The organism is Parvibaculum sp. MBR-TMA-1.3b-4.2, assembly GCF_053628815.1.
Genome location: NZ_JBRJHC010000001.1, coordinates 1,514,073 through 1,539,479, shown reverse-complemented (window position 1 = coordinate 1,539,479; position 25,407 = coordinate 1,514,073). Strand labels below are relative to the sequence as shown.

Sequence of the window (25,407 nt, the reverse complement as noted above, 5' to 3'; positions counted from 1 at the left end):
TCGGCCGCCTGAACGGCCTCTCCCGCATGCCGCCTATAAAGCGCCGGGCACCGTAAACAGCTGGTTAACGATTAGGGGATTCATGCGTATATGCAGGGACTTAAGGCCCGCCGAAGACCTCGGTTGCATAGACCTTGTCGCCTGAGCGCGCCACCCCCATGCCGGTGATGGTGAAGCTCGGATCCTGCATGTTCCGCCGATGTGCGGGGCTGTTGCGCCATTTGGTGAAAAGCTTTTTCGCCAGCACCTTGTCGTCCAGATCGGGCCCCTGCACGAAGACGATATTCTCGGCCAGCGAGCCCTTGTAGTCCTCGTCCACCGCCAGAACCCGCTCTTTCGGGCCCTGATCGTCCGGGTTGAAATGGCCGAAGAAATCGCGAAGCGCCATGTCCTGGCTATGAACGGCGGCGGCCTTTTGCAGGCACGGATCGACCGAGAGCGGACCGGCCCCCTTGGATTTGCGGAAGGCGTTCACCTCGTCGAGCAGCGCCCGGGCGAGGGGGGTGTCCGCCTGCGCCGAGGCTTCGGCCTGCGCGGGCAGGCTCGATGTGTTGACCCGGACGAACTTGTCGCCGTCCGAGGAATTGCCTGTCGTCTGGCAGCCCGCCAGGACGAGGCTCGCTGCGACGGCGATGATGGCCGCATATCCCGATTTCATGATCCCTCCCTTTAGAGACATCGGCATTCTGACCGAACATGCCCTCTCATCCGAGTAGGAAATTGTGGCGCCGGTTTGAAATCCCCGGGCAGGCGATATGCTTGACGTTTACGTCAACGTCACCTAGAGTCCGGCCACTTCAAATCGAGCGAATAAAGCCGGAAAACCGGCGAATGTCGGGGAGATGGAACATGGACCAGCAGACGTCCGAACATGCCGTATTGGCGGGCAGTCATGAGGGTGACAAGCACGGGCCTTGCCCGACTTTCTCGATCACCCAGCTTGCCGAGGAGTTCGGCCTTACCACGCGCGCCATCCGCTTTTATGAAGACAAGGGGCTCCTGTCGCCGGAGCGCCAGGGTCAGACGCGCGTCTATTATCCGCGCGACCGCGCCCGTCTGATCCTCATCGTTCGGGGCAAAAATGTCGGTCTGGCGCTGACCGAGATCAAGGAGATCCTCGATCATTACGATCCCGCCGAAGGCTGCGAAACGCAGGACCGGATCGCGCTGGAGAAGTTCCGCAATCGCATTACGAGCCTGGAACGCCAGCGCGACGAGATCGGCCTGCAGGTCGCCACGCTGCACGAAGCCTGCCGCCGCCTTGAAGAACGAATTGCCGCCGACGGAAATTCCGGGAAGGATGCGCCGAAGAAGCGTCAAAAAGCCTCTATAGGTTGAGGCTTTGCCAATCGGCGCGGGGCCGTCCGTCATTCCTGTGAGTGATGCAACGCGGTCCCGCGGTTAGACGATCTCGAGGTAATCAATGCCCAGCTACAAAGCCCCCCTTCGCGAATATAATTTCCTTCTCTATGAGCTGCTGGGCATCCAGCAATATTCCAACCTGCCCGGCTTCGCGGATGCGTCGGAAGACCTTGTCCGCGCCATCCTGGAAGAAGCCGCGAAGCTGACCGAGGAAGTCCTCCAGCCGCTCAATCAGGTGGGCGACCGCGAGGGCTGCAAACTCGAAAACGGCGAGGTCACCACGCCGACCGGCTTCAAGGAGGCCTACAAGACGCTCGTCGAAGGCGGCTGGCCTGCGCTTGTCGTCGATCCCGAATATGGCGGCCAGGGGCTGCCCAATTCGCTCGGCGTGATCTTCAACGAAATGGTGTCCTCCGCGAACATGGCCTTCGGCATGTATCCGGGCCTGAGCCATGGCGCCTATTCCGCAATCCATCAGCACGGCACGGATGAGCAGAAGCAGAAATATCTGCCCAAGCTCGTGTCGGGCGAGTGGACCGGCACGATGAACCTCACCGAACCCCATTGCGGGACGGATCTGGGACTTCTGCGTACAAAGGCCGTGCCGCAGGGCGATGGCAGCTACAAGATCAGTGGGCAGAAGATCTTCATTTCGGCGGGCGAGCACGACCTTGCCGAGAACATCCTGCATCTTGTGCTGGCGCGCATCGAGGGCGGTCCGGCAGGCGTAAAGGGCATCTCGCTCTTCCTCGTGCCGAAATATTTCGTCAACGAGGACGGCTCTCTAGGCGAGCGCAACGGCGTCTCCTGCGGATCGCTGGAAGAGAAGATGGGCATTCACGGCAACGCGACCTGCGTTCTCAACTATGACGACGCCGTCGGCTGGCTCGTCGGCGAGGAGCACAAGGGCCTGCGCGCCATGTTCACCATGATGAACGAAGCGCGTCTCGGCGTCGGGCTGCAGGGCCTGTCTCAGTCCGAAGTCGCCTATCAGAACGCGGCCGAATATGCGCTGGAGCGTCTTCAGGGCCGCTCTCTCACCGGCCCCAAGGCGGAAGACAAGCCCGCCGATCCGCTCATCGTCCATCCCGACATCCGCCGCATGCTGCTCAATGCGCGCTCCTTCAATGAGGGCGCCCGCGCGCTGCTCGTCTGGACGGCGCTGCATGGCGACCTGTCGCACAAATCGGAAGACGAGAAGACCCGCGAATTCGGCGACGACATGATGGCGTTGCTGACGCCGGTGCTGAAAGGCCATCTGACGGATCGCGGCTTCCTCAATGCCGTGGAAGCGCAGCAGGTCTATGGCGGCCACGGCTATATCGGCGAGTGGGGCATGGAGCAGTTCGTGCGCGATGCGCGCATCGCCATGATCTATGAGGGCGCCAACGGCGTGCAGGCGCTCGACCTTGTCGGCCGCAAGCTCGCCTCCAATGGCGGCCGCGCCGTCTTCGCCTTCTTCAAGGAAGTGGACGAATTCGTCTCCGCCAACGAAGGCAATGCCAAGCTCAAACCCTATCTCGAGCCGGTCAAGCTCGCGCGCAAGCGTCTGGAAGAAGCGACCATGTGGTTCATGGAGAACGCACTGGAAAATCCCGACAATGCAGGCGCAGGCTCCACGCCTTACATGCATCTCTTCGGCATCACCGGCATCGCCTTCATGTGGGCGATGATGGCGAAGGTCGCGCTGGACAAGCTCGAAGAGGGCGCCGGCGACCAGGCGGAATTCTACGAGACCAAGCTCACCACCGGTCTCTTCTATATGCAGCAGGCAGTACCGGAAACGGCGATGCAGCTTGAGCGCGTGCGCGCGGGCTCGTCGAACATGATGGCGCTGGCCGCGAATGATTTCTGATAACGAGAACGCAAGAAAAACAGGGAGCGTTACGGATGACACTTAATGAGGGATACAAATCCCCCTGGCTCAACGAGGAGCTGGAAATCCTTCAGGACGCGGTGAAGAAATTCTACGAAAGAGAATTCGTGCCGCATGTCGAGAAGTGGAACGACCAGGGCTGCGTCGATCGCGATGCCTGGTTGAAGGCCGGTGAGGCGGGCATTCTCTGCGCTTCCATCCCTGAGGAATATGGCGGCGGCGGCGGCACCTTCGCCCATGAAATGGTGATCACGCAGGAACAGAGCCGCGCCGGCGTCGGCGGCTTCGGCAATTCGGTGCATTCCGGCATCGTGGCGCACTATGTGAAGGCCTATGGCACGGAAGAGCAGAAGAAGAAGTGGCTGCCGAAAATGGCGTCCGGCGAACTGGTCGGCGCCATCGCCATGACCGAGCCGGGCACGGGCTCCGACCTTCAGGGCGTGAAGACGACCGCGAAGAAGGACGGCAACCAGTATGTGCTGAACGGTCAGAAGACCTTCATCACCAACGGTCAGAACGCGGACCTCATCTGCGTCGTCGCCAAGACCGATCCGGAAGCGGGCGCCAAGGGCACCTCGCTCATCATGGTCGAAACCGAAGAGGTCGAGGGCTTCCGCCGAGGCCGCAATCTGAAGAAGCTCGGCCAGAAGGCGCAGGACACGTCGGAACTCTTTTTCGACGACGTGAAGGTGCCGCTGACGAACCTTCTGGGTGAAGACGAAGGCAAGGGCTTTATCCAGCTCATGCAGCAGCTTCCGCAGGAGCGCCTCATCATCGCCGTGCAGGCCTGCTGCGCGATGGAAAAGGCCGTCGCGCTGACCGCTGAATACACCAAGGACCGCAAGGCCTTCGGCAAGTCGATCCTCGACTTCCAGAACACGCAGTTCAAACTCGCCGAATGCAAGACCGAGGCGACCATCGCCCGCGTCTTCGTCGACGATTGCGCGGTGAAGCTGCTCGACGGCAAGCTCGATGCGACGACCGCGGCCATGGCCAAATGGTGGACCACCGAGAAGGAGAACGAGATCGTCGATACCTGTCTCCAGTTCTTCGGCGGCTACGGCTACATGATGGAATATCCGATCGCTCAGATGTATGCGGACGCACGCATCCAGAAGATCTACGGCGGCGCCAATGAGATCATGAAGATGCTCATTGCCCGCACGCTCTAGGACAAGAAACCACGCCCCGCGATTGCGGGGCGTGGCACATTCAAACCAATAAAAGAACGGTTGCCGGTACGACCGGCGTGTCAGACAGGGAGTTCCCCATGACCGATTGTTTCGTTTACGACACCGTGCGCACGCCGCGCGGCAAGGGAAAGAAGGACGGCGCGCTGCATGAAGTGACTGCGCTGGAACTTTCCACGCAGACGCTGAAGGCCATCCGCGACCGCAACGGTCTCGACACCTCCAAGGTGGACGATGTGGTGCTGGGCTGCGTCGATCCGGTCGGCGAGCAGGGCGGCGACATCGCCCGCATCGCGGTGCTGAATGCAGATTACGCCGATACGACGGCGGGCGTGCAGGTCAACCGGTTCTGCGCTTCCGGTCTGGAAGCGACCAACATGGCGGCGGCCAAGGTCATCTCCGGCGAAGCCGACATGGCGATTGGCGGCGGCGTCGAATCCATGTCGCGCGTCGGCATGGGCGCCTCGGGCGGCTCCTGGTCGACCGATCCCAACATCGCGTTCAAATCCTACTTCACGCCCCAGGGCATCGGCGCCGATCTCGTGGCGACGAAATACGGCTTCTCGCGCGACGATGTGGATGCCTATGCCGTGGAATCCCAGAAGCGCGCAAAGAACGCCTGGGACAAGGGCTATTTCTCCAACTCGGTCATCCCGGTGAAGGACATCAACGGCCTCACCATCCTCGACCATGACGAGCATATGCGCCCCGAGGCGACCATGCAGTCGCTGGCCGCGCTCAATCCTTCCTTCGCCTCGCTCGGCGAATTCGCCTTCGACGGCGTGGCGCTCGACCGCTATCCGGAAGTGGAAGAGATCACGCATGTTCATCATGCAGGCAACTCTTCCGGCATCGTGGACGGCGCCTCCGCCGTGCTCGTCGGCAATTCGGAGACCGGCAAGGCGATGGGCCTGAAGCCGCGTGCGCGCATCCGCGCCATGGCCTCCATCGGCTCCGAACCCTGCATCATGCTGACGGGCCCGGCCGATGTGTCGCGCAAGGCGCTCGCCAAGGCGGGCATGAAGCCGGAAGACATCGACCTTTATGAGCTTAATGAAGCTTTCGCCTCCGTTGTGCTGCGCATGATGCAGTCGCTCGACATTCCGCATGAGAAAATGAATGTGAACGGCGGCGCCATCGCGATGGGCCATCCGCTGGGCGCAACCGGCGGCATGATCCTCGGCACGGTGCTGGACGAGCTGGAACGCCGCGACCTCAACACCGCGCTGGTGACGCTTTGCGTCGGCGCGGGCATGGGCACGGCCACCATCATCGAGCGCGTCTGAGCGAGGGAGAATAGACAATGACCACATACGAAAATTTCAGCTTCGACGTCGATAGCGACGGCATCGCGCTCGTGACCTGGGACATGCCGGGCCGCTCCATGAACGTGCTCTCGCAAAGCTCCATGGCCGACCTCACCTCGATCATCGAAAAGATCGCGTCCGACGACGCCATCAAGGGCGCCGTCATCACCTCCGGCAAGGGCGCGTTCTGCGCCGGTGCCGATCTCTCCATGATGGGCGGTCAGGCTGGCGGCCAATCCGGCGGAAAAGAGGGCGGCGGGTCGCCGGAAGACCGTGTGAAGGCCATGTATGAGGGCAACCTCAAGTTCAACATGATCCTTCGCGGTCTGGAAACCTGCGGCAAGCCGGTCGCCGCGGCGATCAACGGCACGGCGCTGGGCGGCGGTCTCGAAGTGACGCTCGCCTGCCATTACCGCGTCGCGGCCGATAATCCGAAAACGCAGCTCGGCCTGCCCGAAGCCAAGGTCGGCCTCCTGCCGGGCGGTGGCGGCACGCAGCGCCTGCCGCGTCTCATCGGCGCGGGCGCGGCCCTGCCGATCATCCTGCAGGGCTCGTCGCTCAATCCGGAAAAGGCGGCCAAGGCCGGTATTGTCCACAAGGTCGTGCCCGCCGATCAGCTCATCGATGAAGCGAAGAAATGGATCAGGGAAGTCGGCGATGCCGAGCAGCCCTGGGACAAGAAGGGTTACAAGGTGCCGGGTGGCGATCCCAACTCCAAGGGCGGCGCTCAGGTCTTCACCATCGGCAATGCGCAGCTTCACAAGCAGACGCATGGCAACTTCCCGGCGCAGAAATATATTCTCTCCTGCGTCTATGAAGGTCTGCAGGTGCCGATCGAGGCCGGTCTTCGCATCGAAAGCCGCTACTTCACCAAGCTGCTGATGGATCCGCGCTCCAAGGCGATGATCCGTTCGCTCTTCCTCTCCATGCAGGAACTGCAAAAAGGCGCGCGCCGCCCCGCGGGCGTGCCGGAGTTCAAGGTGAAGAAGCTCGGCATTCTCGGCGCCGGCATGATGGGCGCGGGCGTTGCCTATGTCTCCGCCCAGGCCGGCATGGAGGTCGTGCTGCTCGACACCGATCAGGCGAATGCCGAAAAGGGCAAGGCCTATTCGCAGAAGCTTCTCGCAAAGGCGCTGGAGCGCGGCAAGACCACTCAGGAAAAGATGGACGCCACGCTGGCGCGCATCACGCCGACGACCAACTTCGACGACCTCAAGGGCGCCGATCTCGTCATCGAGGCGGTGTTCGAGGATCGCGGCATCAAGGCCGAAGTGACGAAGAAGGCCGAACCGATGATCGCCGAAGGCGGCATCTACGGCTCCAACACCTCCACCCTGCCGATTTCGGGCCTGGCGCAGGCCTATTCGAAGCCCGAAGAGTTCATCGGCATTCACTTCTTCTCCCCGGTCGACAAGATGCAGCTTGTCGAAATCATCATGGGCGAGAAGACGTCCGACGAGACGCTCGCCAAGGCGATGGATTACGTCAAGCAGATCCGCAAGACGCCCATCGTGGTGAATGACAGCCGTGGCTTCTACACCTCGCGCTGCTTCGGCACCTATGTGAGCGAAGGTCTTGCCATGCTGGCCGACGGCATCAAGCCGGCCATCGTGGAAAACACCGGCAAGATGACCGGCATGCCCATGCCGCCGCTCGCGCTCAACGACGAAGTGTCGCTGGAACTCGGCTACAAGGTCCGCCAGCAGACCAAGAAGGATCTCGGCGACAAATTTGTAGAAGGTCCCGCCGACAAGCTCATCGAAAAGATGGTCGTGGAGCTTGGCCGTATGGGCCGCAAGGCGGGCAAGGGTTTCTACGACTATCCGGAGGGCGGCAAGAAGAAGCTCTGGCCGGGCCTTGCCGATCTCGTCGAAACCAAGATCGAGGAAGCCGATCCGGAACTTGTTGAGGAATACAAGAAGCGTTTCCTCTGCATCCAGGCGCTGGAAGCGGCCCGCTGCTTCGAGGAAGGCGTGGTCACGGATGTGCGCGATGCCGATGTCGGCGCGATCCTGGGCTGGGGCTTTGCACCCTGGACCGGCGGTCCGCTCTCCTACATCGACATGCTGGGCACGAAAGCCTTCGTCGAACTCTGCGACAGCCTCGCCCAGAAATATGGCGAGCGCTTCAAGCCGAATGCGCTGCTGCGCGAAATGGCGGAAAAGGGCGAAAGCTTCTACACCCGCTTCGCGCCGAAGAAGGAACAGGCCGCGGCCTGATCCGATCTGGTCACGAACGATGCGGAAGGGCGGTCCGGCGGGCCGCCCTTCTTCTTTGGTTCGCCCGTGCCGCCTGCTAGATTGTCTTCTTTGGGCTTGGGCCTGAGTTTGGATCTGGGGCGTTCGTTTTGGTCCGTCTTTTCGCTTTTCTTGTCGTCGTCGTTCTGCTTGCCGGGGCGGGCATGCGGGCCCGCGCCGAGGTGCCGGATATGGGCCCCGCCGGGCTTTCATCCGAGCCCGTCTGGGAAGAGGGCGACCGCGTCGCCGCCCAGCCCGACGAGCTGGTCGCGGAGCCTGAAAAAGACGACCGGCAGCGCCTGTTGAATACGCCGCTGGCAAGGCCGAACCGGGCGACAGCCTCCCCCATACCAGCAGATGTGCCCGCTGATCTGTCCGTGGGTAAGCCCGCCGACGCCGGGTTTCTCTGCCTCGATGCCCCCAAGGGCATGACGGTGCCCGTGCCGGCACCTTTCGACCGCTGGATGGTCCGGGTCTGTTCCGCGCAAGGCCAGGCGCTGGTGCCTGTCATGGGTGTCGCCTGGGTCGCGCATGGCAGCAGCGAAGCCGTCTCCATTCTCGCTCTCCCGCCCGGCCAGACGCCGAAACCCGCCTCGGCCGGTTTCGATCCGCGTTATGCCTACCGCTTTACCGGGCTTGTCGGTCAGAAGGCGGAGGGCGAACGCCGGAAAATGGCCGCCGCCTTGCTGGCGCAGGCATCCGGCGAGACGAAAGCGCCGCCTGCGGACGAAATCTGGCAGCTCGATGCCGTCTCCAATATCGACGCGACGCGATACAACATCTTCTTCTATCTCGAGGGCGGGGAGCCCACCCACATGATCGCCTGTCTCGATCAGTGCCGGAAGGCGCTCTTTCTCGATGTGTTGAGGGGGCGGGAGACGAATGCGGCGCCGGCCGCCGGCGCGCTGCGCAGATAGGCCGCTATCGGCCCCCCGCTGCGGCACTTGGATTTCATGACTTTGTAAATCCGTCACGGAACGGAATCGCAAACGTCTCATTTTACCTTCAATTAAGCATGCTGATCTGAAGCGCCGGGGCGACCCGGCAGTTCCAAGTGCATGCCTGATTGGGGGGCCTGATGAAACATCGTGCGAGCGCGCGTATCGCTCCGACGTGCCTGATTGCGACCACCGCCATACTCCTTTTTCTGTCCGGCGGCGCCTATGCGCTTCCTGCGAGCAGCGACATCGCCGCCTCCACCACGGGCGCGGCCTTGCCCGCCGATGGCGACACGGTGCAGCAAGGCGTGACCATCGACAATTCCGGTGCGACCGGCGATCCGACGATCACCACCCAGGACGACACCACCCTCACCAATAACGGCACCATCACCTCGGTTGCAGGCTCCTCCAAGGATGCGCTCACCGACGACGGCAGCGACGATGGCGACGGCGTCACCGTCACCAACAACGCGACCGGCATCATTCAGGCGCTCGGCTCGGGCAATGCGATCAAGCTCGACGACGATGTGACCATCGTCAATGCAGGCACGATTTCCACCACGGGCGGCGAGTCGGCCATCGAACTCGACAAGGATGGCGACGTCACCAACAGCGGCACGATCAGCGGTGCGACCACACCGGCTGCGGGCGACAATTCCTACGTCCTGCGCGTCGATCGCGGCACGATCCTGAACCAGTCGACGGGCGTCATCGAGGCGACCGGCAGCGCCACCACGCTGGACGGCTCTGGCGACAACGGCTCCAACATCTATGCCATTCGCGCCGGTCATGACGACCCGACCACGGTGACGAACCACGGCATCGTGCGGGCCACCGGCGATGCGGCAAGCGTGGAGCAGGGCAATAAGGAAGGCGAGGTTGGCGCGATCCGGCTTGAAAACGGCAGCTCGCTCGCCAACTACGGCACGGTGGAGACCACCGGCAGCATCGTCACCGGGACGGACACGAACAGCGACCCGACGGACGACGGCTATGAGATCGGCGACATGTATGGCGTGCGCATCGACGATGATGGCGGCTCGGTACACAATTACGGCACCGGCGTCATTCGCGGCGGCAAGCACGGTATCACCATCGACAAGGACGCGACGAACGCCTCGGTGATCAACGAAGAGGGCGGCGTCATCACCGGCCTCAACGGTTCGGGCGTTGGTTCCGATGCGAAGAACGCCACGACCACGGTCACGAACTACGGCACCATCACCGGCACCTATAACGACGCCTATGCCTTTGGCGATGGCGACGGCGTGGATATCGACTATGAAGCCGTCATCTACAATTACGGCACCATCCAGGCGCTGGGCTCCAAGGGCACCAAGCCGGGCGAGCCGAACCCCAGCACCAGCGAAGGCATCGCGGCCGGCGGCGGCACCATCGTCAATGGCGATGCGACGCACACCGATGCGCTCATCACCGGCGCCGATAACGGCATCCTGATCGATGACAGCAATGCAGGCGACGCCTTCTATGCCACGCAGGTGACGAACTACGGCGCCATTCGCGGCCTTGACGGCTATGCGATCAAGCTGGTCGGCAGCCAGGACGATACGGTGACGAACTACGGCACCATCTCCGGCACGTCCGACATTTCGGTTCTGCTGGGCGGCGGCAACGACACCTTCAACATGTATGGCGGTTCGGTCACCGGCACGGTGGATGCGGGCGACGGCGGCGCCGATACGCTCAATATCGACATTCAGAACAGCACGCTCTCGCCCTTCCTGCTGGGCAATTCGCACTACGCCAATTTCGAGGTGACCGCCATCGCCAATGGCGTGGTCATTCTGACGGACGACTATTCGAGTGCGACGAGCTTCACCAATGCGGGCGCGTTCGCCGGCACGGGAACGGTCGCGACGGCAGATTTCATCAACAATGGAGAGCTTTTCGCCGGCGGCATCGCCAGTAGCGGGAGGGCTTTGTCGCTCGGCACACTCGCTGTCACGGGCAACTTCACGCAAGGGGCGGGCGGCTCGCTCAATGTCGGCGTGAGCGGCAGCAGCTCGAGCGAAGTGAGTGTGGGCGGAACCGCCACGCTTGATGGCGATCTCATCGTGGGCGATCTGGAGTCGGGCTTCCGCGCCGACCTCACTTACACCATTCTCTCGGCCACGGGCGGCGTCAGCGGCACCTTTTCCAATGTCGACAATGAACTGACCTCGAAGCTTCTCGATCCGGTCGTGACCTACAACGCCAATGACGTCATGCTCGCTTTCAACCGCACCTCGACGACCTATTCGAGCCTCGTGGGCACGCCCGAAAGCGCCACGCTTGCGGCCGCCATCGATGCCATCGAAGCCTCCAGCCCGACCGATCCGGACATTCAGGCGGTTCTCGGCCAGCTTGCAAGCTATGGCAGCGGAGACATTGCCGCCGCGCTCGATCAGCTCGCCCCCGATCTGTCCGACGCCTCGGGCATCACCATGCAGCAGCTCTCGGGTCTCTTTCAGGGCAATGTGTTCGGTCATCTGGGCGGCGTCCGCGCCGCCTGGTCGGGGAATGGCGGCGCGATCCGCCTTGCGTCCGCCGGCACGGATGGCGACCTGACCGCCTCGCTCATGGGCGCGCCCTCCTACCGCGCGGGCACGAGCAACGGCCTCTGGGGCCGCGGCTTCGGCACCTTCGGCGATGTCGCCTCCGATAGCGGCGCCGCCAACGGCTTCTCCTATCGCGGCGGCGGCCTTCAGGGCGGCTACGACATCGCGCTGGGCGAGACGGCGGCGGCCGGTGTCTCCTTCGGCTATGCCCGGACCGACTTCAGCCCGGACCGCGCGGGCAGCGACGGCTCGGTCGATAGCGTGCTGGTCGGCCTTTATGGCACCACGCTGGCAGGCCCGGTGGACCTCTCCGGCCAGATCAGCCTGTCGTTCAACAGCTTCAAGTCCGACCGTCTGGTCAGCCTCGGCTCGGTCTCGGCCCATTCCGATTATGACGGCCTCGCCGTCGGCGGCGGCGTCGAGGCGGGCTATGCCATGACCATGGGCAAGGCGGTGATCCGCCCGGTCGTCGGTCTCGACGCAACCCACCTTCATACCGACAGCTACACGGAAACGGGCGCGGGCGGCTACAACCTCGCCATCGACGCCAATAACGACTACCAGCTCCGCTCCACCTTTGGCGTGCAGGCGACCGGCACGCTTGAGCCGGGTTTCCTCGGCAAGGTCCAGCCGACGGCGGATATCCGCTGGGGCTATGACATCCGTCAGGCCGACAAGGGCGTGACGGCGGCTTTCGCCGGTGCGCCGGGCACGAGCTTCACGCTCGAAACCAACAGCCAGGCCCGCAACGCGCTTCTGGCGAGCTTCGGCGCCGAAGCCTTTGTCGGCGAACCGCTTCGTGTCGGGGTTCAGGCATCGGGCGATTTCCGCTCAGGCTCGAAAGCCTTCGGTCTCGGCCTTTACCTGCGTTACGACTGGTAAGACGCGGCAGGCTGAAGTGCAAAAGGGCCCGGCTTGCCGGGCCCTTTTCGCGTTTGGCCGGGAACATCGGTCGTGCTGGTAGCGACGGCGCGGTGAAGCAGGGCAGCGCCGGCGCGGATTGCGTCCCGTCCCGAGAGCGAATATGGCATGCTGTTCATGGATCGAGCAGCCATCGCGCGGGCGGGAGGACAATATGACGAACGGGTACGAACTCTATGGTGCCGAGGTGAGCTATTTCACCGGCAAGGTCCGCGCCTATCTGCGTTACAAGAAAATCCCCTTTGTGGAGACGATCGCAAACCGCGAGGTCTACAAGACCGTCATCATGCCGCGCGTCGGCTGGCCGGTCATTCCCGTCATGGTGACGCCCGAAGGCGATACGCTGCAGGATTCCACCGACATCATCGATGCGCTGGAAGTGCGTTTCCCCGACCCCTCCATCTATCCCGCCACGCCGCGCCAGCGCCTCGCCGCCCTGCTGCTGGAGGTCTATGGCGATGAATGGCTGAAGATTCCGGCCATGCATTACCGCTGGACGAAGAACCGGGAGTTCGCGATCGCCGAATTTGGCCGCCTCTCGCGTCCCGACCTGCCGGTTGAGGCGCAGCACAAAATCGGCGAGGAGATGGCGAAGCCTTTCGCCGGCGCGCTGCCCGCCCTGGGCTGCACGGAAACGTCGGGCCCGGCCATCGAGCGGAGCTATGAAGGGCTTCTCGCCGAGCTGGACGCGCATTTCGCCCATCACGACTATCTCTTCGGTTCGCGCCCTTCCATCGGCGATTTCGGGCTCATCGGCCCGCTCTATGCGCATCAATATCGCGATCCCGCATCCGGCGAGCTCATGAAGCGCGTCGCGCCCCATGTCGCAAAATGGGTCGAGCGGATGATGAAGCCGCCTCACCCCAAAGAGGGCGAGTTCCTGTCGGGAGACGACGTGCCGGACACGCTCATGCCGGTGCTTCAGCGCATGATGCGCGAATATCTGCCGGTCCTTCTCGCCACGGCGGAGCAGTTCAAAGCCTTCCTTGCCGCACAGCCGGACGTGGCGAGCGGCGAGAAGGAGCTGCCCCGCGCCATCGGCATGCACGACTTCACGCTGGAAGGCGTGACGGAAAAGCGCGCCGTCTTCCTGTTCGACCTCTGGATGTTCCAGCGCCCGCTCGACTATCTGCGTTCGCTGGAAGGCGCCGATAGCGAAGCGGTCGGGAAGCTGTTGAATATGGCGGGCGGGGAAGCGATGATGGCCTTCCCGGACTATCCGCGGCTTGCCCGGCGCAATTTCAAGCACGCGCTCGCCTGACGCGACCGCACCCTGGACGGACGAAAAACGAGAACCAGATCAGAAAGAAGGATCGCCCATGTCGAGTGAAGGTCTCCACGAACCCTATGACAAGCTCTCCCCCGAAGCGCTGGACCTCCACCGCGCCATCGTCTCCCTGATGGAAGAGCTGGAGGCGGTGGACTGGTACAATCAGCGCGCCCAGAACACGACCGATCCCGAGCTGAAGAAAATCCTCGAGCATAATCGCGACGAGGAAATCGAACACGCCGTCATGGTCATGGAATGGCTGCGCCGCAACAATGAGCGCTTCGCCCATGAGATGAAGGAGCGCCTGTTCAAGGACAGCACCATCGGCGAGGACTGATTACGCGCGGTTGACCTGGCCGCCATCCACGACAAAGACTTCGCCGGTGACGAAGCTCGCACGCGGACTTGCGAGAAAGAGCGCGGCATCGGCGATTTCTTCCACCTGGCCGAACCGGCCGAGCGCCACTTCGCGCTTGATCCAGCGTCCCCAGGCATCCGGCCTCTCATCCACTCTCTGCTGCCAGTTGCCGCCCGGGAAAATGATATTGCCCGGCGCGATGGCGTTGATGCGGATGCCTTCCTTGCCGACGAGCTTGGCAAGCGAGGTCGTGAAATGGTTCACCCCCGCTTTCGACGCGCCATAGGTGAGCGTCGTGCCGAGCGACTCCACGCCTGCGATGGAAGAGATGGTGATGATGTTCGCATCCTTGCGCTCTTCCGGCGGGCGCTTCAGAAAACGCCGCACCGCCTCGCGGGCGAGATAGACCGACCCGAAGAGGTTCTGTTTGAAATCAGCTTCCCAGTCCTCGTCGCTGACGTCGTAGCCGAGCGGTGCGCGCCCGAGCCCCACATTGGCAACGGCGCAGTGAAGCGGACCCAGCCGTTCCTCTGCGGCGTCGAGCGCGGCGACAAGACCGGCCGATGACGTCATGTCGCCTGCAATGGTGCAGAGCTGCGTTTCCGCCACGCCCTTGTCGATCAGTGTCTTGCGCGCCGCATCGAGCGAGGCTTCGCCGCGTCCCGTCAGCGCAACCTTCGCGCCTTCGCGCAGGAAGGCTTCCGCCATGCCGAAGCCGATACCGCGGCTCGCGCCCGCGATGAAGACGTGTTTGCCGCCAAGTTCCAGATCCATCTGAGCCTCCCTCTGTTCGCCGACACTGTAGCGCGCGGCGGGGGCCGATCAAGCACGCGGCGTTGACGTCGGGTTACGCAGGGTGCGCCGCCGGTCGCTTCCATCCTGCTTGTGACCGCTCTCCACGCTGCCTAGACTTCCCTCAAAAGAACAATGAGGAACTCTGGGAGGAGGACCATGCAATACGAACAGATCAAATCCAAAACGCGTGACGGTGTGTTGCTGCTCACGCTCAATCGGCCGGATCGGCTGAACGCCTGGACGCCGCGCATGTCGGAAGAGCTGGCCGACGCGATCACAAAGGCGAATGACGATGAGGACATCGGCGCCATTATCGTAACGGGCGAGGGACGCGGCTTCTGTGCGGGCGCCGACATCGAAAGCACCTTCAAGACCCGCCTCGACGGCGAAGATCCCGGTAACGACACCAAGGGCGGCTCCGGCGGCCTGCCCAAGGGGCTCGACTGGATACAGCTTTGCCGGACCTCCAAGCCGCTTATCGCGGCGGTGAACGGTCCCGCTGTCGGCATAGGTGTTACGCAGATCCTGCCTTTCGACATCATCGTCGCCTCGGAAGAAGCGAAATTCGGTCTCGTCTTCGTGAAGATGGGCATTGTGCCGGAGCTTGCCTCCTCGCATTTCCTCGTCAGCCGCATGGGTTGGGGCAATGCCAGCGAGATGATGCTCACGGGCCGCATCTATCCGGCGGCGGAAGCAAAGGAAAAAGGCCTTTGCGAATATGTCGTTCCGCATAAGGAGCTTCTGCCCAAGGCGATGGAGATCGCCGGTCTCATCTGCGAGAACCCCTCGCTCCAGCTTCGCATGACGAAGGAGCTGCTGACGGAGAACGCCTGCACCACGGATCTGACGCGCGCCCAGAAGCTCGAAACCGACGCCCTTCAGGAATGCTGGACGACGCCGGAACATCATGAGGCGGTGGACGCGTTCCTCAACAAGCGCAAGCCCGACTTCAAGGCCGCGCGGGCGAGAGCGGGCAAGGCTGCCGAATAAACCCTGTCATATCTGTCTGGCAGGGAGGCCGGTCATGAAAAAATTCGAGGTCGAGCGGATACCCTTCTATCTGCACTGGGAGGAGAAATCCGCCTTCAAGGAAACCTATGCGGGCGCGCATGACCGCATCGTGGTCGAAGGGCAATATCTGAAGCCGAAGGACGCACCCTCGAAAACGGTGCTCGTCTTCATGCACCCGACGGGCACGATGAACCTTCTGCCCATGCCGAATGCGCTGGCGGCGGCGGGCGTCCATGTCCTCACCTGCGGCAGTAGATACCCGCATAATGATAGCGCCCTCATCATGGAAAAGGTGCTGCTCGATCTCGGTGCCTATATCCGCTACGCGAAGGAAAAGCTCGGCTTCGAGAAGGTGATCCTGGCCGGCTGGTCCGGCGGCGGCTCGCTCTCGGCCTTCTATCAGTCGCAGGCGGAAAAACCCTCCATCACGGCAACGCCCGCGGGCGACCCGGTGGATGTGGCGGGCGCGAACCTCATCCCCGCGGACGCGGTGATGTTTCTCGCCGCCCATGTCAGCCGCGCATTGACGCTCACCGAATGGCTCGACCCCTCCATTCGCAATGAACTCGATCCCGAAGACCGCGACCGCGAGCTCGACCTCTACGATCCGGAAAACCCGAACCAGCCGCCTTATACGCCGGAATTTCTGGACCGCTTCCGCGCCGCCCAGATCGCGCGGTCCGACAAGATCGACAGTTGGGTGAAGGAAAAGCTCGACCACCTGCGGAAAACGGGCCGAGAGAACGAGGAATATGCGTTCACCGTGCATGGCACCATGGCCGACCCGCGTTGGCTCGATCTCACCATCGACCCCAATGACCGCAAGGGGCCGAACTGGTGTTTCATGGGCGATCCGAAAATCGTCAACATGTCGCCCGCTGGACTTGCGCGCTATTCTTCGCTCCGCGCCTGGCTCTCGCAATGGTCCTATGCCGAAAGCCGCGCCAATGGGCCGAAATGCGCAGGCGACATTTCAAAACCCGTCCTCGTCATCGAAAACAGCGCAGACGATGGCTGCACGCCGTCTCATGCTGCGCGCCTGTTCAAAGGCGTAAAGCACGATGACAAGGAGTTTCATCGCATCGAGGGCGCAACCCATTATTATATCGGCCAGCCGGACAAGGCTGCCGAAGCGGTCGGCGTGATTGGGAACTGGCTTCGGAAAAAGGGGCTGCTCGAGCAGTAACGATATGAATGGTGTAGTAACGGCGCCCGCGCCTGTGGGCGAGCGCAAGAGTTGGTGCGATCGCGACGGCGAGATTTCCTTTATCGAATGGGCAGGTGAAAGCAATGCGGATTGCCCGACATTGCATTTCGCGCATGCCAACGGGTTCAATGGGCTGACTTACCGCCAGCTTCTGTCCCCGCTCGCGAAAGACTTTCGCATTCGCGCCTGGGATGCGCGCGGCCATGGGCTGACGTCTCTGCCCGCCGATCCGGCCAACCTTCGTAACTGGTATGTCTATCGTGACGATCTCATCCGCTTCATCGAGGGGTGGGCCGAGGAAACGGGCGGCCCCATCATGCTCGCCGGTCATTCTATGGGCGGCGCGCTGAGCGTGATGGCGGCGGCGGAACGGCCCGACCTTGTGCGCGGCCTGTTGCTGATCGACCCCGTGCTGATCCCCAACCATCAGCGCCGCCTCATCGGTCTGGCGCAGAAGCTCGGCATTGGCGGCTCGAACGGCTTCGCTCTCGCGCGCGGCGCGGAAAAGCGCCGGGCGGAATTTCCCGATGCGGAGACCGTGCTGCGCGCCTATACCGGCCGTGGCGCCTTCCGCAGCTGGCCGCAGGAGGTGATCGCGGACTATATCGAGGGCGGCACCGTGGCCCGCGCCGATGGCACGCTGGAGCTTGCCTGCAAGCCCGCCTGGGAAGCGGCCAGTTTCCGCGCGCAAGGGCATGACAGCATCTCGCCCATTGCGCAGCTCAAGGCGCCGTTCACCCTCATCTATGCCGGGCCCGGCAGCACCTGCCGCGCGCCTGCGCCCGCGCTCCTGGCCGCGCATGATCCGCAGGCGACCATCCTGCGCATCGGCAGGGCCTCGCATTTCATTCCCATGGAATTTCCCGAGACGATCCGCCGCGAGATGCTCGATCTTCAGGCCCGCATTGCGGCGGGCTGACGGCTCTCCTATCATTCCTCAAACGCTGAACTCAGCCGCGCAAGGAACGCTCCATGGCAGGCGTAATCCGATTTGGAGGGGCAGGTCTCATATCGCTTCTGGCGGTGTGCGCCGCTGCGCCTGCGCTCGCGGCGGAGCCGGAAAGCGCCCCGCGCTACGAGATGGAAAGGGTCGATGGCGGCTTTCTTCGCCTCGACCGGCAGACCGGTGAAATGTCCCATTGCCGTGAAATTCAGGGGGCCTGGGTGTGCCAGCTCGTGCCGGACGAACGCAAAGCCTATGAAAAGCGTCTCGGCGAGCTGGAAAACAAAAATGCCGATCTGCGCAAGCGGCTGAACGACAAGGGGGCCGAGGCCGAGCTGCCCAGTGAGGAAGAGCTCGACAAGGCCTTCTCCTTTTTCGGGTCGTTCATGGATCGCTTTGCCGAGCTGGCGCGCGACTTCCGCGACCGTATGCGGAATATGGACGAGCCGTCCGCCCCCGCTCCGCAGTCGGACGATATCTGAGGCGGTGAACGCGTGACCTTTCATCAGGTAAAGCCGCTGGTCTTCCCCGAGCGCGATCCGGACCGCCCGGCCAAGGAGGCGGCGCTGCGCCTGATGGACGGGCACGAACTGATGCGGCTTTACGAGGTCACGCGCAGCGCGGCGTCCGAGGCGCGCAAGCAGGGCGACATGGAAACGCTTTACCCGTTGGCGCGTGGACTGAAGACCATCCAGCGTCTGGCGGGCGAACGCGGCCTCGTCATTCAGGCCCGCCGTCCGCGAAAAGGGAACGCCTGACCCTCAGACGCCGAGCCCGTCGATCACCAGACCTTCAAGCAGCGTCCGCATCTCGTCGGGGATGGGGATGGATTTGCGCGTTTCGAGGTCGAGCGCGATGGCGACGGCTTCCGCTGTCGCCACGGCCTTGCCGCTCTCGACGTCGAACAGCCAATGGCACCAGGTATAGGTCTTGTTGCCGACTTCCTTGAGCCCGCTCCTCAGCGCCAGCACATCTCCCGCGGCGGGGTGTCCGCGATAGATGAAGCGGTACTCCAGCGCCGCCCCGCCGACGCTCGGCGTCTTCGAGCGGTCGTCGCCCCGCGTCTGGGCGAGCAGGTTCGGAATCGAGTCCGACACGATCCCCATGAAGTGGCGTGTCGAAAGCCGGCCTTGCGTATCGCATTGCGGCGCCTGCACCTCGCCCTGATAGGTATGCACCATGCCAAGCCCTTCCGCGTCCTTCAGCGACGGAGCCGGGCGCGGGTCGTACAGCGTCAGGCCCCGCGCCGCGCCATGGGTGGGCAGCTCGATCAGAAGCGCATTGGCCTTTTCCTTCGCCTTGGCGGGCAGCGGTTTCATCTCGCGCGTGAACTCGTCCAGCAGCTCGACATCTGCCGTAAACGTCGCCGCCACTTCGCCGCTCGCCGTTGCGACCATCTCCTGATAGATGCGCAGCGAATAATCATGCACCTCCAGCACGCCGCCGCGCAGCCAGAAGGGCGCGCCGGGCCGCTGCTCGCGCAGGAAGCGCACATGATGGTCGCGCGCGAAAAGCCGTGCGCCTTCGCTTCTCACGAAACGCGGGCCGAGCCCCAGATTCACACCGAGCGCGGCCAGCCCCTGTGTTGCCTTCTCGACATAGAACTGCACGTTCATATGCCCCATCTGGTCGCATTCCCATGTCTGCACGGCATTGCGCGCCAGTTCGATCATCCCGCTCATGCTTTTGTCCGTTCAGTTGTTATGCGTTGAGGCCAGCCGCGCCTTCACATCGTCGGGCAGCGTCACGGCCTTGCGTGTCGATTTGTCGAAGAGAAGCCCCGCGCCCACAGCCTCGAAGGCCGGTTCGCCGGTTTCCCCGTTGAAGAGCCAGTGCCGGTAGCGCAGCGTGCGCGCGCTGTCCGCCGCAATGCCCGTACGCACGACGATGGTCTGTCCGGCCATCAGCTCGCGCTTGTAGGAAAGCCGTGTTTCGACTGTTGCCGTCGCCAGCCCGCGCGCCGCCTGCTCATGCCGTCCGAGCCCCGCATGCGCCCACATATGGCCTTGCGCATCCGACACCCGCGCCATGAAGAAGCGCGTATTCATATGGCCGTTCGAGTCGCATTCCCACGGCGCGACGGCGGAGCGGTTCGTCTCCACCATGCCCAGCTCGTCGGCCCGCGCGAGCGAGATGTCGCGCGTCAGCGTCTCGGCGGGGAGAGAGCGCGGCGCGGCATAATCCGGCATCTCCGTCATCATCTCCGTCGCCTTATCGCGCACATGCGCGGGCCAGGGTGTCAGCTTGCGCTTGTCGAGATCGAAATGCCCGACATCGAGCGTCAGCGTCGCCGCCAGCCGGTCGTCCAGTATCTCGCGCACCTCCTGATAGACGCGCATCGTCTTGTCGCGCATCTCCACGATGCCGGAGCGGATCAGCACGAGATCGCTTGCGCGCAACTCCCGGTGAAAGCGGATGTGATGTTCCAGCGCGACATAGGTCGTGCGTTCGCGCGCCTGATGCTCATAGCCGATCCCCAGTGCGGCGCGCAGGTTGAAATGCGCATCCGACGCCTTGCCGACATAATGCTGAATGTTCATATGGCCCATCTCGTCGCACTCCTGCAACGAGACATACCCGCGATATGTATCGATCAGCGCCACGCGTCAGGCCTCCAGCGCGCGAACATGCGGTGCGATTTTCGCACGGTCCTCATCGGTGAGATTCACCGTCCGGCGCGCATCGAGATCGAGCATCACGGCCACCGCTTCGCCCGTCGCCACCGGCATGCCGGTTTCCGCATCGAACATGTAATGAACGAAGGTCAGCGTCTTGTTCTCCATGCGCGTCAGCGTGCTCTTGACGATGAGCATCATGCCGGAGCGCACGTCGTTCAGATAGTTGAGCCGCATTTCCAGCACCACCGTGCCGCGGTGTTCTTTCTGCAGCCGCGTCTTCTCCATGCCGACCGCCTGCCAGAGATGGCCCGCCCCGTCGGAAAAGCGCCCCATATAGAAGCGGCTGTTCATATGGCCGAAATCGTCGCATTCCCACGGCATCACTGCGCCGCGATAGATTTCGATGAAGCCGCGCGCCTCCGCCTCCGCCAGCGTGATATGCGGCATGCGCACCTCGCGCGTCACGCTGCGCGGCTTGGCATGGTCGGGCAGGGGCGCGGTAATGGCCTTTGCCTTCTCATGTGCCTCTTGCGGCCAGGCGATCAGCTTGCGCGCCTCGAGATCGAAATGCGCGCTCACCGCGATACAGGTCGCGGCGATGTAGCCCGTCGCGCTGTTCAGAAGCTCGTGATAGCTCACCAGTGTCTTCTCGCGCAGCTCGATCACGCGCGAGCGCATATTCATCATGTCGCCGGCGCGCAGCTCGCGCAGGAACCGGAAATGCTCCTCCAGCGCCACCATGGCGCGGCCTTCTTCGTGGATCTGCGAGGGAGAAAGCCCCAGCGCATGCCGCAGATAGAAGGCTGCGTCGGAGGCGCGCGCTACATAGAACTGCACGTTCATATGGCCGACATCGTCGCATTCCCACGTATTCACGCTGCCGCGATACGAGTCGATAAAATCACTCATGACGAACCTGATCCTGTATCGGGTGGAAACGGCAGCCTACCCGACAATGCCTTTCAGGAAGTCGTCAATGCGGTCATTGGCCGATTTGGACAGCTCGCCGGGAAAGGCGATGAAGCCATGCGCCCCGCCCGGATAGACGGCGAGCTCCGCTTCATTGCCCGCGGCAACCCAGCGCGCATGCATGAAGAGCGAGTCGTCCAGCAGCGCATCCCGCGTGCCGACGGTGAAGAGCGCCGGCGGCATGTCGTGCAGTTGCGCATGAAGCGGCGAAATATCCGGATCGCTGAAATCCTTCAGCCCCGGCCATGTCGCATCGCGGAACTTCTCGATGTCGATCGTGCGCAGAATGAGGCGCTCGTCGCCGAAGGAACGCTGGCTCGGCGTCATGTTGAGATCGAAACAGCCGAAGACGAGATTGGCGCCCTTGAAGCCGGTATAGCCATGCCGGTCGCGCATGCGCAGGAGCGTCACGGCGGAAAGATGTCCGCCCGCGCTTTCGCCGCCGATGGTCATGACGTCGGTGCCGAATTCCGATTTGGCGTTTTTGGCAAGCCAGACGGCGGCGCTTTCGCAATCGTCCCCGCCCGCGGGCCAGGGGCTTTCCGGCGCAAGGCGATATTCAACGCTGACGCAGACCTGACCCGTCCGGTCGGCAATGCGCTCCAGCAGCGTGTCCTGCTGGTCGGACGCGCCCAGCACCCAGCCGCCGCCATGGATATGAAAATAGACGCCCTTGGGAGAGCCCTTGGACGGCGCGATCACGCGCAGCGGAATCTTGTTGCCTGCCTTGCCGTCGATTTCGATGATGCGCGCCCGGTCCGATTGCGGCGCCAGCGGAAAGGGGCCTTCGCCCCGCGCCCGGGCATCGCGCACTTCCTGCGCGCCGACATCCCACCACTCCGGGCCGCCCGTCAACGCGTCCACAATCGCCTTGTTGATGGCCTTGGTCTCGTCGCTTTCGGCCTCGGGCGTGAAAAGGGCCGGATCGAACGGGTTGCTGCCTGACATCTTGTTTCCCCTGCGAGTTTTGTTCTTGGGCCGTAATAGACCGGATTTTTCGAGCCGCGTCTAATGCCGGCGAGCTGCAAAAAGCGGTTGCTGCCTCAGGCGGCGATCCGCCATTCGAAACATTCTCCGCCCTTGTCCATACGCTGCGTCACATCCAGCGTCAGGCGACGGTTATGCGCGGCCTTGGCGCCTTCCCACAGCCCGTTCCACGCATCGAAACAGGCAGGCGTCACGCCCTCCTTGCCCTCCATCATGCGCCAGCTCGTCGTCCGCAGGATCGTGGCGTCGCCATCCTGCGACCGTTCCACCGGGTCGCCGCCCGCCTCCAGCATGGCGGCGAGATAATCGCCGAAGCTCGCGGCATCCTTGCCGGTCATGCCCAGCGTTTCGGCCGTCGAGTCATAAGTCTGCATGCCGATCAGCAGGGCGGCCTCATGCGTCAGCTCAAGCATCTCCGCCTCGCCGAACAGCGAGACGGCGGCGGGCAGCATGGTGCGGATATATTGCACGGCGTAGTTGCGCTTGGCCTTCACCATGCGTTCTTCCAACCAGTCCACGGCGGGAAGTTTCGCCGGGTCGGGGTCGGGCCCGTCCTCGTCGAAGTGGAAGCGCAGGCGTTCGTCGTCGCCGAGCGGGCGGTCTTCCTCGATGAAATAGCCCTCAAGGCAGGGGTCGCAGCGTGTGGTGATCTTGGTGCAGACAAAGCCGAGATGGGGATTGTCGAGCGTGACGCCGCATTGCGCATGAAAGCCCCGCATGAAGGCGATGCTGGTGTCGTTCGGCACCGCACAGATGGCGGCCCCTTCCCACACCCAGCGCGGCGGCAGATAGCGCACCCAGGCTTTCTTGTCGCTTTCGGGAATGAATTCGCATTTCACGCCGCCCACATGATTGGCGAGATAGATATATTGCGCGCAGGCCACCGCATGCGGCAGGCCGTCAAGGCCGAGGCTCTTGATCCCGGCCTTGAACTTCTCATTGTGCTGCGTGCGGAAGGTGCGGAAATTGAGTTCGGTGGAAGCGTCGGCCCCCTTGAAGGCGGCGGCGCGGATCAGCATCCCCGTCATGTAACGCTGATGCATCTCCGCGCTCGCTCGCCAGCCTGCCAGTTCCGTTTCGCTCGCCATTTCTTCCTCCCTGTTTTTCAGGAAGGATAGCCGCTCCGCCGGTCCTGTCACACCATTGCGTTAGACGGCGGCGCTATAGGGCGGGGCCGGGTCATATTCCATGGCCTTTTGCGTGAACCGGGCATGCTCGGGACTGTAGATCTGCCCCGTCAGCCAGAGCGCCATGTCGATCCCGGCCGAAACGCCCGCCGAGGTCACGAGATTGCCGTCCCGCACATAGCGGATCGCCTCCAGCACCTCGCCGGCATAACCGCGCTTTCTGAGGTCGGGAATGAACGCCCAGTGGGTGGTGACGCGCTTGCCTTCGGTCAGCCCCGCCGCGCCCAGCACCAGCGAGCCGGTGCAGACGCTCGTCACCCATTCCGCGCACCCGGCCTGGGCTTTGAGGAAATCCAGCATGGGCTGGTGATGTTCCTCCCGCCGCGTGCCGTTGCCGCCGGGGATGAGCAGCACGTCGAGCTGCGGCGCATCGGCGAAACTATGCGTGGCGGTGATTTCCATGCCCTTGGCGCAGCGCACGCGCTTCCCCGTTTCCGAAATCAGCAGCACATCGTGCCGGGGCTGCTCGCCCAGATGGCCGAACACTTCATTGGCCATGGTGAAGACTTCGAAGGGGCCGACGAAATCGAGCTCCTCCGCATCGTCGAAAAGAACGAGGCCGATCTGGCGGTGCTTCCGGTCACTGGACATGGATGTCTCCTGAGGTCTGGGAAAGGGGATGGGACATGGGCCGCTCGGCGGTGCGGAAGCGTTCGCGGTAGCGCTGCGGCGTCACGCCGAGATGGCGCAGAAAGCTTCGGCGCATCCGCTCGCCCGTGCCGAAGCCGGTTGTCGCGGCGATAGTGTCGAAATTCGCATCCTCGCCCGACAGCGCGCGGCAGGCGGCATCCACCCGGGCGCGCTCCACGAACTGCGCGGGCGTGAAGCCCGTCTCCTGCGTGAAATGCCGGGCGAAGCTGCGTTCGCTCATCGCCGCGATTCGGGCAAGCGCGGGAACGGAAAGCTCCGCCTGCGGATTTTCAGCGATATGGTGGCAGACCCTGGCGATGCGGCTGTCCTCCGCGCTCTGCGCGGCAAGTTCGGCGGAAAATTGCGACTGCCCGCCGGGCCGCATCAGATACATCACATGATGGCGCGCCAGCATCAGCGCCGTTTCGCGCCCGAGATCGGCTTCGATCAGCGCCAGCGCAAGGTCCATCCCCGCCGTCACCCCTGCCGACGACCAGATGTTTCCGTCGCGCACATAGATCGCGTCCGCATCGACATGCGTGTCGGGAAACCGGGCCGCCAGCGTGCCGGCATAGGCCCAATGCGTGGTGGCGCGCCGGCCTTTCAGGAGCCCCGCCGCCGCGAGCAGGATCGCGCCGGTACAGATCGAGCCGGTCCTTCGCGCATGGGCGGCGGCGCGGGCGATGAAACCGGTCAGCCGTTTGTCATGCATGGCGCCGCGGCTGCCTTCGCCGCCGGAAACGAGCAGCGTGTCGAGCCCGTCGAGATCGGCATCCGTCACCTGCCCGATGGAGCGGTTCGCCTGGAGCACGAGCCCGCTCGTCGTCAGCACCGCGCCGGGCTCCGCCGACACGAGTTCGATCTCATAGGCAGGCCGCCCGTCCGCCTCCCGCGCCGAGGCGAAGAGCTGAAGCGGCCCGGCAATGTCGATCACATTGGCCCTCTCATAGCCGATCATCATGATGCGGCGGGGGGAGGAGGGGACGGGTTCGGCTGGTTTCCTGTTCATGGACGGAAGCCTAGCCCGGCTTCTGCTTGGC

23 protein-coding genes are annotated in these 25,407 nt (G+C 63.4%); 14 read left to right on the top strand and 9 right to left on the bottom strand.

What is annotated here, in order from left to right:
- Nucleotides 1-100: 100 nt before the first annotated feature.
- On the bottom strand, nucleotides 101-658 hold the full coding sequence (locus ACSSVQ_RS07410) for a CAP domain-containing protein (RefSeq protein WP_454181925.1): 558 nt from the start codon (nucleotides 656-658) through the stop codon (nucleotides 101-103).
- 191 nt (nucleotides 659-849) lie between these two features.
- Here ACSSVQ_RS07410 and ACSSVQ_RS07405 point away from each other — a divergent pair, with 191 nt between their 5' ends.
- From ACSSVQ_RS07405 to ACSSVQ_RS07365, 9 genes are all read left to right on the top strand, one after another.
- Nucleotides 850-1,338 (top strand): MerR family transcriptional regulator, encoded by a 489-nt coding sequence (locus ACSSVQ_RS07405; RefSeq protein WP_293326164.1) that lies wholly within the window; start codon nucleotides 850-852, stop codon nucleotides 1,336-1,338.
- A gap of 85 nt (nucleotides 1,339-1,423) precedes the next feature.
- The gene (locus ACSSVQ_RS07400) at nucleotides 1,424-3,217 is read left to right on the top strand and encodes an acyl-CoA dehydrogenase C-terminal domain-containing protein (protein WP_454181923.1); all 1,794 of its coding nucleotides are present in this window, start codon (nucleotides 1,424-1,426) and stop codon (nucleotides 3,215-3,217) included.
- Between the two features lie 35 nt (nucleotides 3,218-3,252).
- Nucleotides 3,253-4,410 carry an acyl-CoA dehydrogenase family protein gene (locus ACSSVQ_RS07395; protein WP_454181921.1) on the top strand — a complete coding sequence of 386 codons (1,158 nt, stop codon included), beginning with the start codon at nucleotides 3,253-3,255 and terminating at the stop codon, nucleotides 4,408-4,410.
- 98 nt (nucleotides 4,411-4,508) lie between these two features.
- Nucleotides 4,509-5,714, top strand: a complete 1,206-nt coding sequence (locus ACSSVQ_RS07390) for an acetyl-CoA C-acetyltransferase (protein WP_293326155.1) — start codon at nucleotides 4,509-4,511, stop codon at nucleotides 5,712-5,714.
- Between the two features lie 17 nt (nucleotides 5,715-5,731).
- A complete protein-coding gene (locus tag ACSSVQ_RS07385; protein ID WP_454181919.1) occupies nucleotides 5,732-7,954 on the top strand; it encodes a 3-hydroxyacyl-CoA dehydrogenase NAD-binding domain-containing protein in 2,223 nt (740 codons plus the stop codon).
- A gap of 128 nt (nucleotides 7,955-8,082) precedes the next feature.
- Nucleotides 8,083-8,889, top strand: coding sequence for a hypothetical protein (locus ACSSVQ_RS07380; RefSeq protein WP_454181917.1), 807 nt, complete (start codon nucleotides 8,083-8,085; stop codon nucleotides 8,887-8,889).
- 161 nt (nucleotides 8,890-9,050) lie between these two features.
- On the top strand, nucleotides 9,051-12,353 hold the full coding sequence (locus ACSSVQ_RS07375; RefSeq protein WP_454181915.1) for an autotransporter outer membrane beta-barrel domain-containing protein: 3,303 nt from the start codon (nucleotides 9,051-9,053) through the stop codon (nucleotides 12,351-12,353).
- Between the two features lie 193 nt (nucleotides 12,354-12,546).
- Nucleotides 12,547-13,653, top strand: coding sequence for a glutathione S-transferase family protein (locus ACSSVQ_RS07370; protein ID WP_454181913.1), 1,107 nt, complete (start codon nucleotides 12,547-12,549; stop codon nucleotides 13,651-13,653).
- A 58-nt stretch (nucleotides 13,654-13,711) separates the two neighbouring features.
- The gene (locus ACSSVQ_RS07365) at nucleotides 13,712-13,999 is read left to right on the top strand and encodes an encapsulin-associated ferritin-like protein (RefSeq protein WP_454181911.1); all 288 of its coding nucleotides are present in this window, start codon (nucleotides 13,712-13,714) and stop codon (nucleotides 13,997-13,999) included.
- Here ACSSVQ_RS07365 and ACSSVQ_RS07360 read toward each other — a convergent pair whose 3' ends face one another.
- A complete protein-coding gene (locus ACSSVQ_RS07360) occupies nucleotides 14,000-14,794 on the bottom strand; it encodes an SDR family NAD(P)-dependent oxidoreductase (protein WP_454181910.1) in 795 nt (264 codons plus the stop codon).
- A gap of 177 nt (nucleotides 14,795-14,971) precedes the next feature.
- Here ACSSVQ_RS07360 and ACSSVQ_RS07355 point away from each other — a divergent pair, with 177 nt between their 5' ends.
- From ACSSVQ_RS07355 to ACSSVQ_RS07335, 5 genes are read left to right on the top strand one after another with little or no spacing between them, the layout of a single operon-like run.
- The gene (locus ACSSVQ_RS07355) at nucleotides 14,972-15,805 is read left to right on the top strand and encodes an enoyl-CoA hydratase/isomerase family protein (protein WP_454181909.1); all 834 of its coding nucleotides are present in this window, start codon (nucleotides 14,972-14,974) and stop codon (nucleotides 15,803-15,805) included.
- 34 nt (nucleotides 15,806-15,839) lie between these two features.
- Complete coding sequence (locus tag ACSSVQ_RS07350; protein WP_454181907.1) at nucleotides 15,840-17,012, top strand: alpha/beta hydrolase; 1,173 nt, start codon at nucleotides 15,840-15,842, stop codon at nucleotides 17,010-17,012.
- A 4-nt stretch (nucleotides 17,013-17,016) separates the two neighbouring features.
- On the top strand, nucleotides 17,017-17,952 hold the full coding sequence (locus tag ACSSVQ_RS07345; RefSeq protein WP_454181905.1) for an alpha/beta fold hydrolase: 936 nt from the start codon (nucleotides 17,017-17,019) through the stop codon (nucleotides 17,950-17,952).
- Between the two features lie 53 nt (nucleotides 17,953-18,005).
- Nucleotides 18,006-18,458, top strand: coding sequence for a hypothetical protein (locus ACSSVQ_RS07340; RefSeq protein WP_454181903.1), 453 nt, complete (start codon nucleotides 18,006-18,008; stop codon nucleotides 18,456-18,458).
- Between the two features lie 12 nt (nucleotides 18,459-18,470).
- The gene (locus tag ACSSVQ_RS07335) at nucleotides 18,471-18,734 is read left to right on the top strand and encodes a hypothetical protein (RefSeq protein ID WP_454181901.1); all 264 of its coding nucleotides are present in this window, start codon (nucleotides 18,471-18,473) and stop codon (nucleotides 18,732-18,734) included.
- A gap of 3 nt (nucleotides 18,735-18,737) precedes the next feature.
- Here the strand turns inward: ACSSVQ_RS07335 and ACSSVQ_RS07330 are convergent, their stop codons facing one another.
- From ACSSVQ_RS07330 to ACSSVQ_RS07300, 7 genes are all read right to left on the bottom strand, one after another.
- Nucleotides 18,738-19,658 carry an acyl-CoA thioesterase gene (locus tag ACSSVQ_RS07330; protein WP_454181899.1) on the bottom strand — a complete coding sequence of 307 codons (921 nt, stop codon included), beginning with the start codon at nucleotides 19,656-19,658 and terminating at the stop codon, nucleotides 18,738-18,740.
- Between the two features lie 12 nt (nucleotides 19,659-19,670).
- Nucleotides 19,671-20,579 carry an acyl-CoA thioesterase gene (locus tag ACSSVQ_RS07325; protein ID WP_454181897.1) on the bottom strand — a complete coding sequence of 303 codons (909 nt, stop codon included), beginning with the start codon at nucleotides 20,577-20,579 and terminating at the stop codon, nucleotides 19,671-19,673.
- Between the two features lie 3 nt (nucleotides 20,580-20,582).
- The gene (locus tag ACSSVQ_RS07320) at nucleotides 20,583-21,503 is read right to left on the bottom strand and encodes an acyl-CoA thioesterase (RefSeq protein WP_454181895.1); all 921 of its coding nucleotides are present in this window, start codon (nucleotides 21,501-21,503) and stop codon (nucleotides 20,583-20,585) included.
- Nucleotides 21,504-21,539: 36 nt separating this feature from the next.
- The gene (locus tag ACSSVQ_RS07315) at nucleotides 21,540-22,511 is read right to left on the bottom strand and encodes an alpha/beta hydrolase (protein WP_454181893.1); all 972 of its coding nucleotides are present in this window, start codon (nucleotides 22,509-22,511) and stop codon (nucleotides 21,540-21,542) included.
- Between the two features lie 95 nt (nucleotides 22,512-22,606).
- Nucleotides 22,607-23,638, bottom strand: coding sequence for a hypothetical protein (locus tag ACSSVQ_RS07310; RefSeq protein ID WP_454181891.1), 1,032 nt, complete (start codon nucleotides 23,636-23,638; stop codon nucleotides 22,607-22,609).
- A gap of 60 nt (nucleotides 23,639-23,698) precedes the next feature.
- On the bottom strand, nucleotides 23,699-24,328 hold the full coding sequence (locus ACSSVQ_RS07305) for a DJ-1/PfpI family protein (protein WP_454181890.1): 630 nt from the start codon (nucleotides 24,326-24,328) through the stop codon (nucleotides 23,699-23,701).
- Nucleotides 24,318-25,376 carry a GlxA family transcriptional regulator gene (locus ACSSVQ_RS07300; RefSeq protein WP_454181888.1) on the bottom strand — a complete coding sequence of 353 codons (1,059 nt, stop codon included), beginning with the start codon at nucleotides 25,374-25,376 and terminating at the stop codon, nucleotides 24,318-24,320. Before ACSSVQ_RS07300 ends, ACSSVQ_RS07305 begins: the two co-directional genes overlap by 11 nt.
- Nucleotides 25,377-25,407: the final 31 nt, after the last annotated feature.

What these genes read in the sequence shown, in the direction of transcription:
- ACSSVQ_RS07410 (WP_454181925.1), bottom strand. Translation starts at nt 658, where the DNA reads ATGAAATCGGGATATGCGGCCATCATCGCCGTCGCAGCGAGCCTCGTC.
- ACSSVQ_RS07405 (WP_293326164.1), top strand. Translation starts at nt 850, where the DNA reads ATGGACCAGCAGACGTCCGAACATGCCGTATTGGCGGGCAGTCATGAG.
- ACSSVQ_RS07400 (WP_454181923.1), top strand. Translation starts at nt 1,424, where the DNA reads ATGCCCAGCTACAAAGCCCCCCTTCGCGAATATAATTTCCTTCTCTAT.
- ACSSVQ_RS07395 (WP_454181921.1), top strand. Translation starts at nt 3,253, where the DNA reads ATGACACTTAATGAGGGATACAAATCCCCCTGGCTCAACGAGGAGCTG.
- ACSSVQ_RS07390 (WP_293326155.1), top strand. Translation starts at nt 4,509, where the DNA reads ATGACCGATTGTTTCGTTTACGACACCGTGCGCACGCCGCGCGGCAAG.
- ACSSVQ_RS07385 (WP_454181919.1), top strand. Translation starts at nt 5,732, where the DNA reads ATGACCACATACGAAAATTTCAGCTTCGACGTCGATAGCGACGGCATC.
- ACSSVQ_RS07375 (WP_454181915.1), top strand. Translation starts at nt 9,051, where the DNA reads ATGAAACATCGTGCGAGCGCGCGTATCGCTCCGACGTGCCTGATTGCG.
- ACSSVQ_RS07370 (WP_454181913.1), top strand. Translation starts at nt 12,547, where the DNA reads ATGACGAACGGGTACGAACTCTATGGTGCCGAGGTGAGCTATTTCACC.
- ACSSVQ_RS07365 (WP_454181911.1), top strand. Translation starts at nt 13,712, where the DNA reads ATGTCGAGTGAAGGTCTCCACGAACCCTATGACAAGCTCTCCCCCGAA.
- ACSSVQ_RS07360 (WP_454181910.1), bottom strand. Translation starts at nt 14,794, where the DNA reads ATGGATCTGGAACTTGGCGGCAAACACGTCTTCATCGCGGGCGCGAGC.
- ACSSVQ_RS07355 (WP_454181909.1), top strand. Translation starts at nt 14,972, where the DNA reads ATGCAATACGAACAGATCAAATCCAAAACGCGTGACGGTGTGTTGCTG.
- ACSSVQ_RS07350 (WP_454181907.1), top strand. Translation starts at nt 15,840, where the DNA reads ATGAAAAAATTCGAGGTCGAGCGGATACCCTTCTATCTGCACTGGGAG.
- ACSSVQ_RS07345 (WP_454181905.1), top strand. Translation starts at nt 17,017, where the DNA reads ATGAATGGTGTAGTAACGGCGCCCGCGCCTGTGGGCGAGCGCAAGAGT.
- ACSSVQ_RS07340 (WP_454181903.1), top strand. Translation starts at nt 18,006, where the DNA reads ATGGCAGGCGTAATCCGATTTGGAGGGGCAGGTCTCATATCGCTTCTG.
- ACSSVQ_RS07330 (WP_454181899.1), bottom strand. Translation starts at nt 19,658, where the DNA reads ATGAGCGGGATGATCGAACTGGCGCGCAATGCCGTGCAGACATGGGAA.
- ACSSVQ_RS07320 (WP_454181895.1), bottom strand. Translation starts at nt 21,503, where the DNA reads ATGAGTGATTTTATCGACTCGTATCGCGGCAGCGTGAATACGTGGGAA.
- ACSSVQ_RS07315 (WP_454181893.1), bottom strand. Translation starts at nt 22,511, where the DNA reads ATGTCAGGCAGCAACCCGTTCGATCCGGCCCTTTTCACGCCCGAGGCC.
- ACSSVQ_RS07310 (WP_454181891.1), bottom strand. Translation starts at nt 23,638, where the DNA reads ATGGCGAGCGAAACGGAACTGGCAGGCTGGCGAGCGAGCGCGGAGATG.
- ACSSVQ_RS07305 (WP_454181890.1), bottom strand. Translation starts at nt 24,328, where the DNA reads ATGTCCAGTGACCGGAAGCACCGCCAGATCGGCCTCGTTCTTTTCGAC.
- ACSSVQ_RS07300 (WP_454181888.1), bottom strand. Translation starts at nt 25,376, where the DNA reads ATGAACAGGAAACCAGCCGAACCCGTCCCCTCCTCCCCCCGCCGCATC.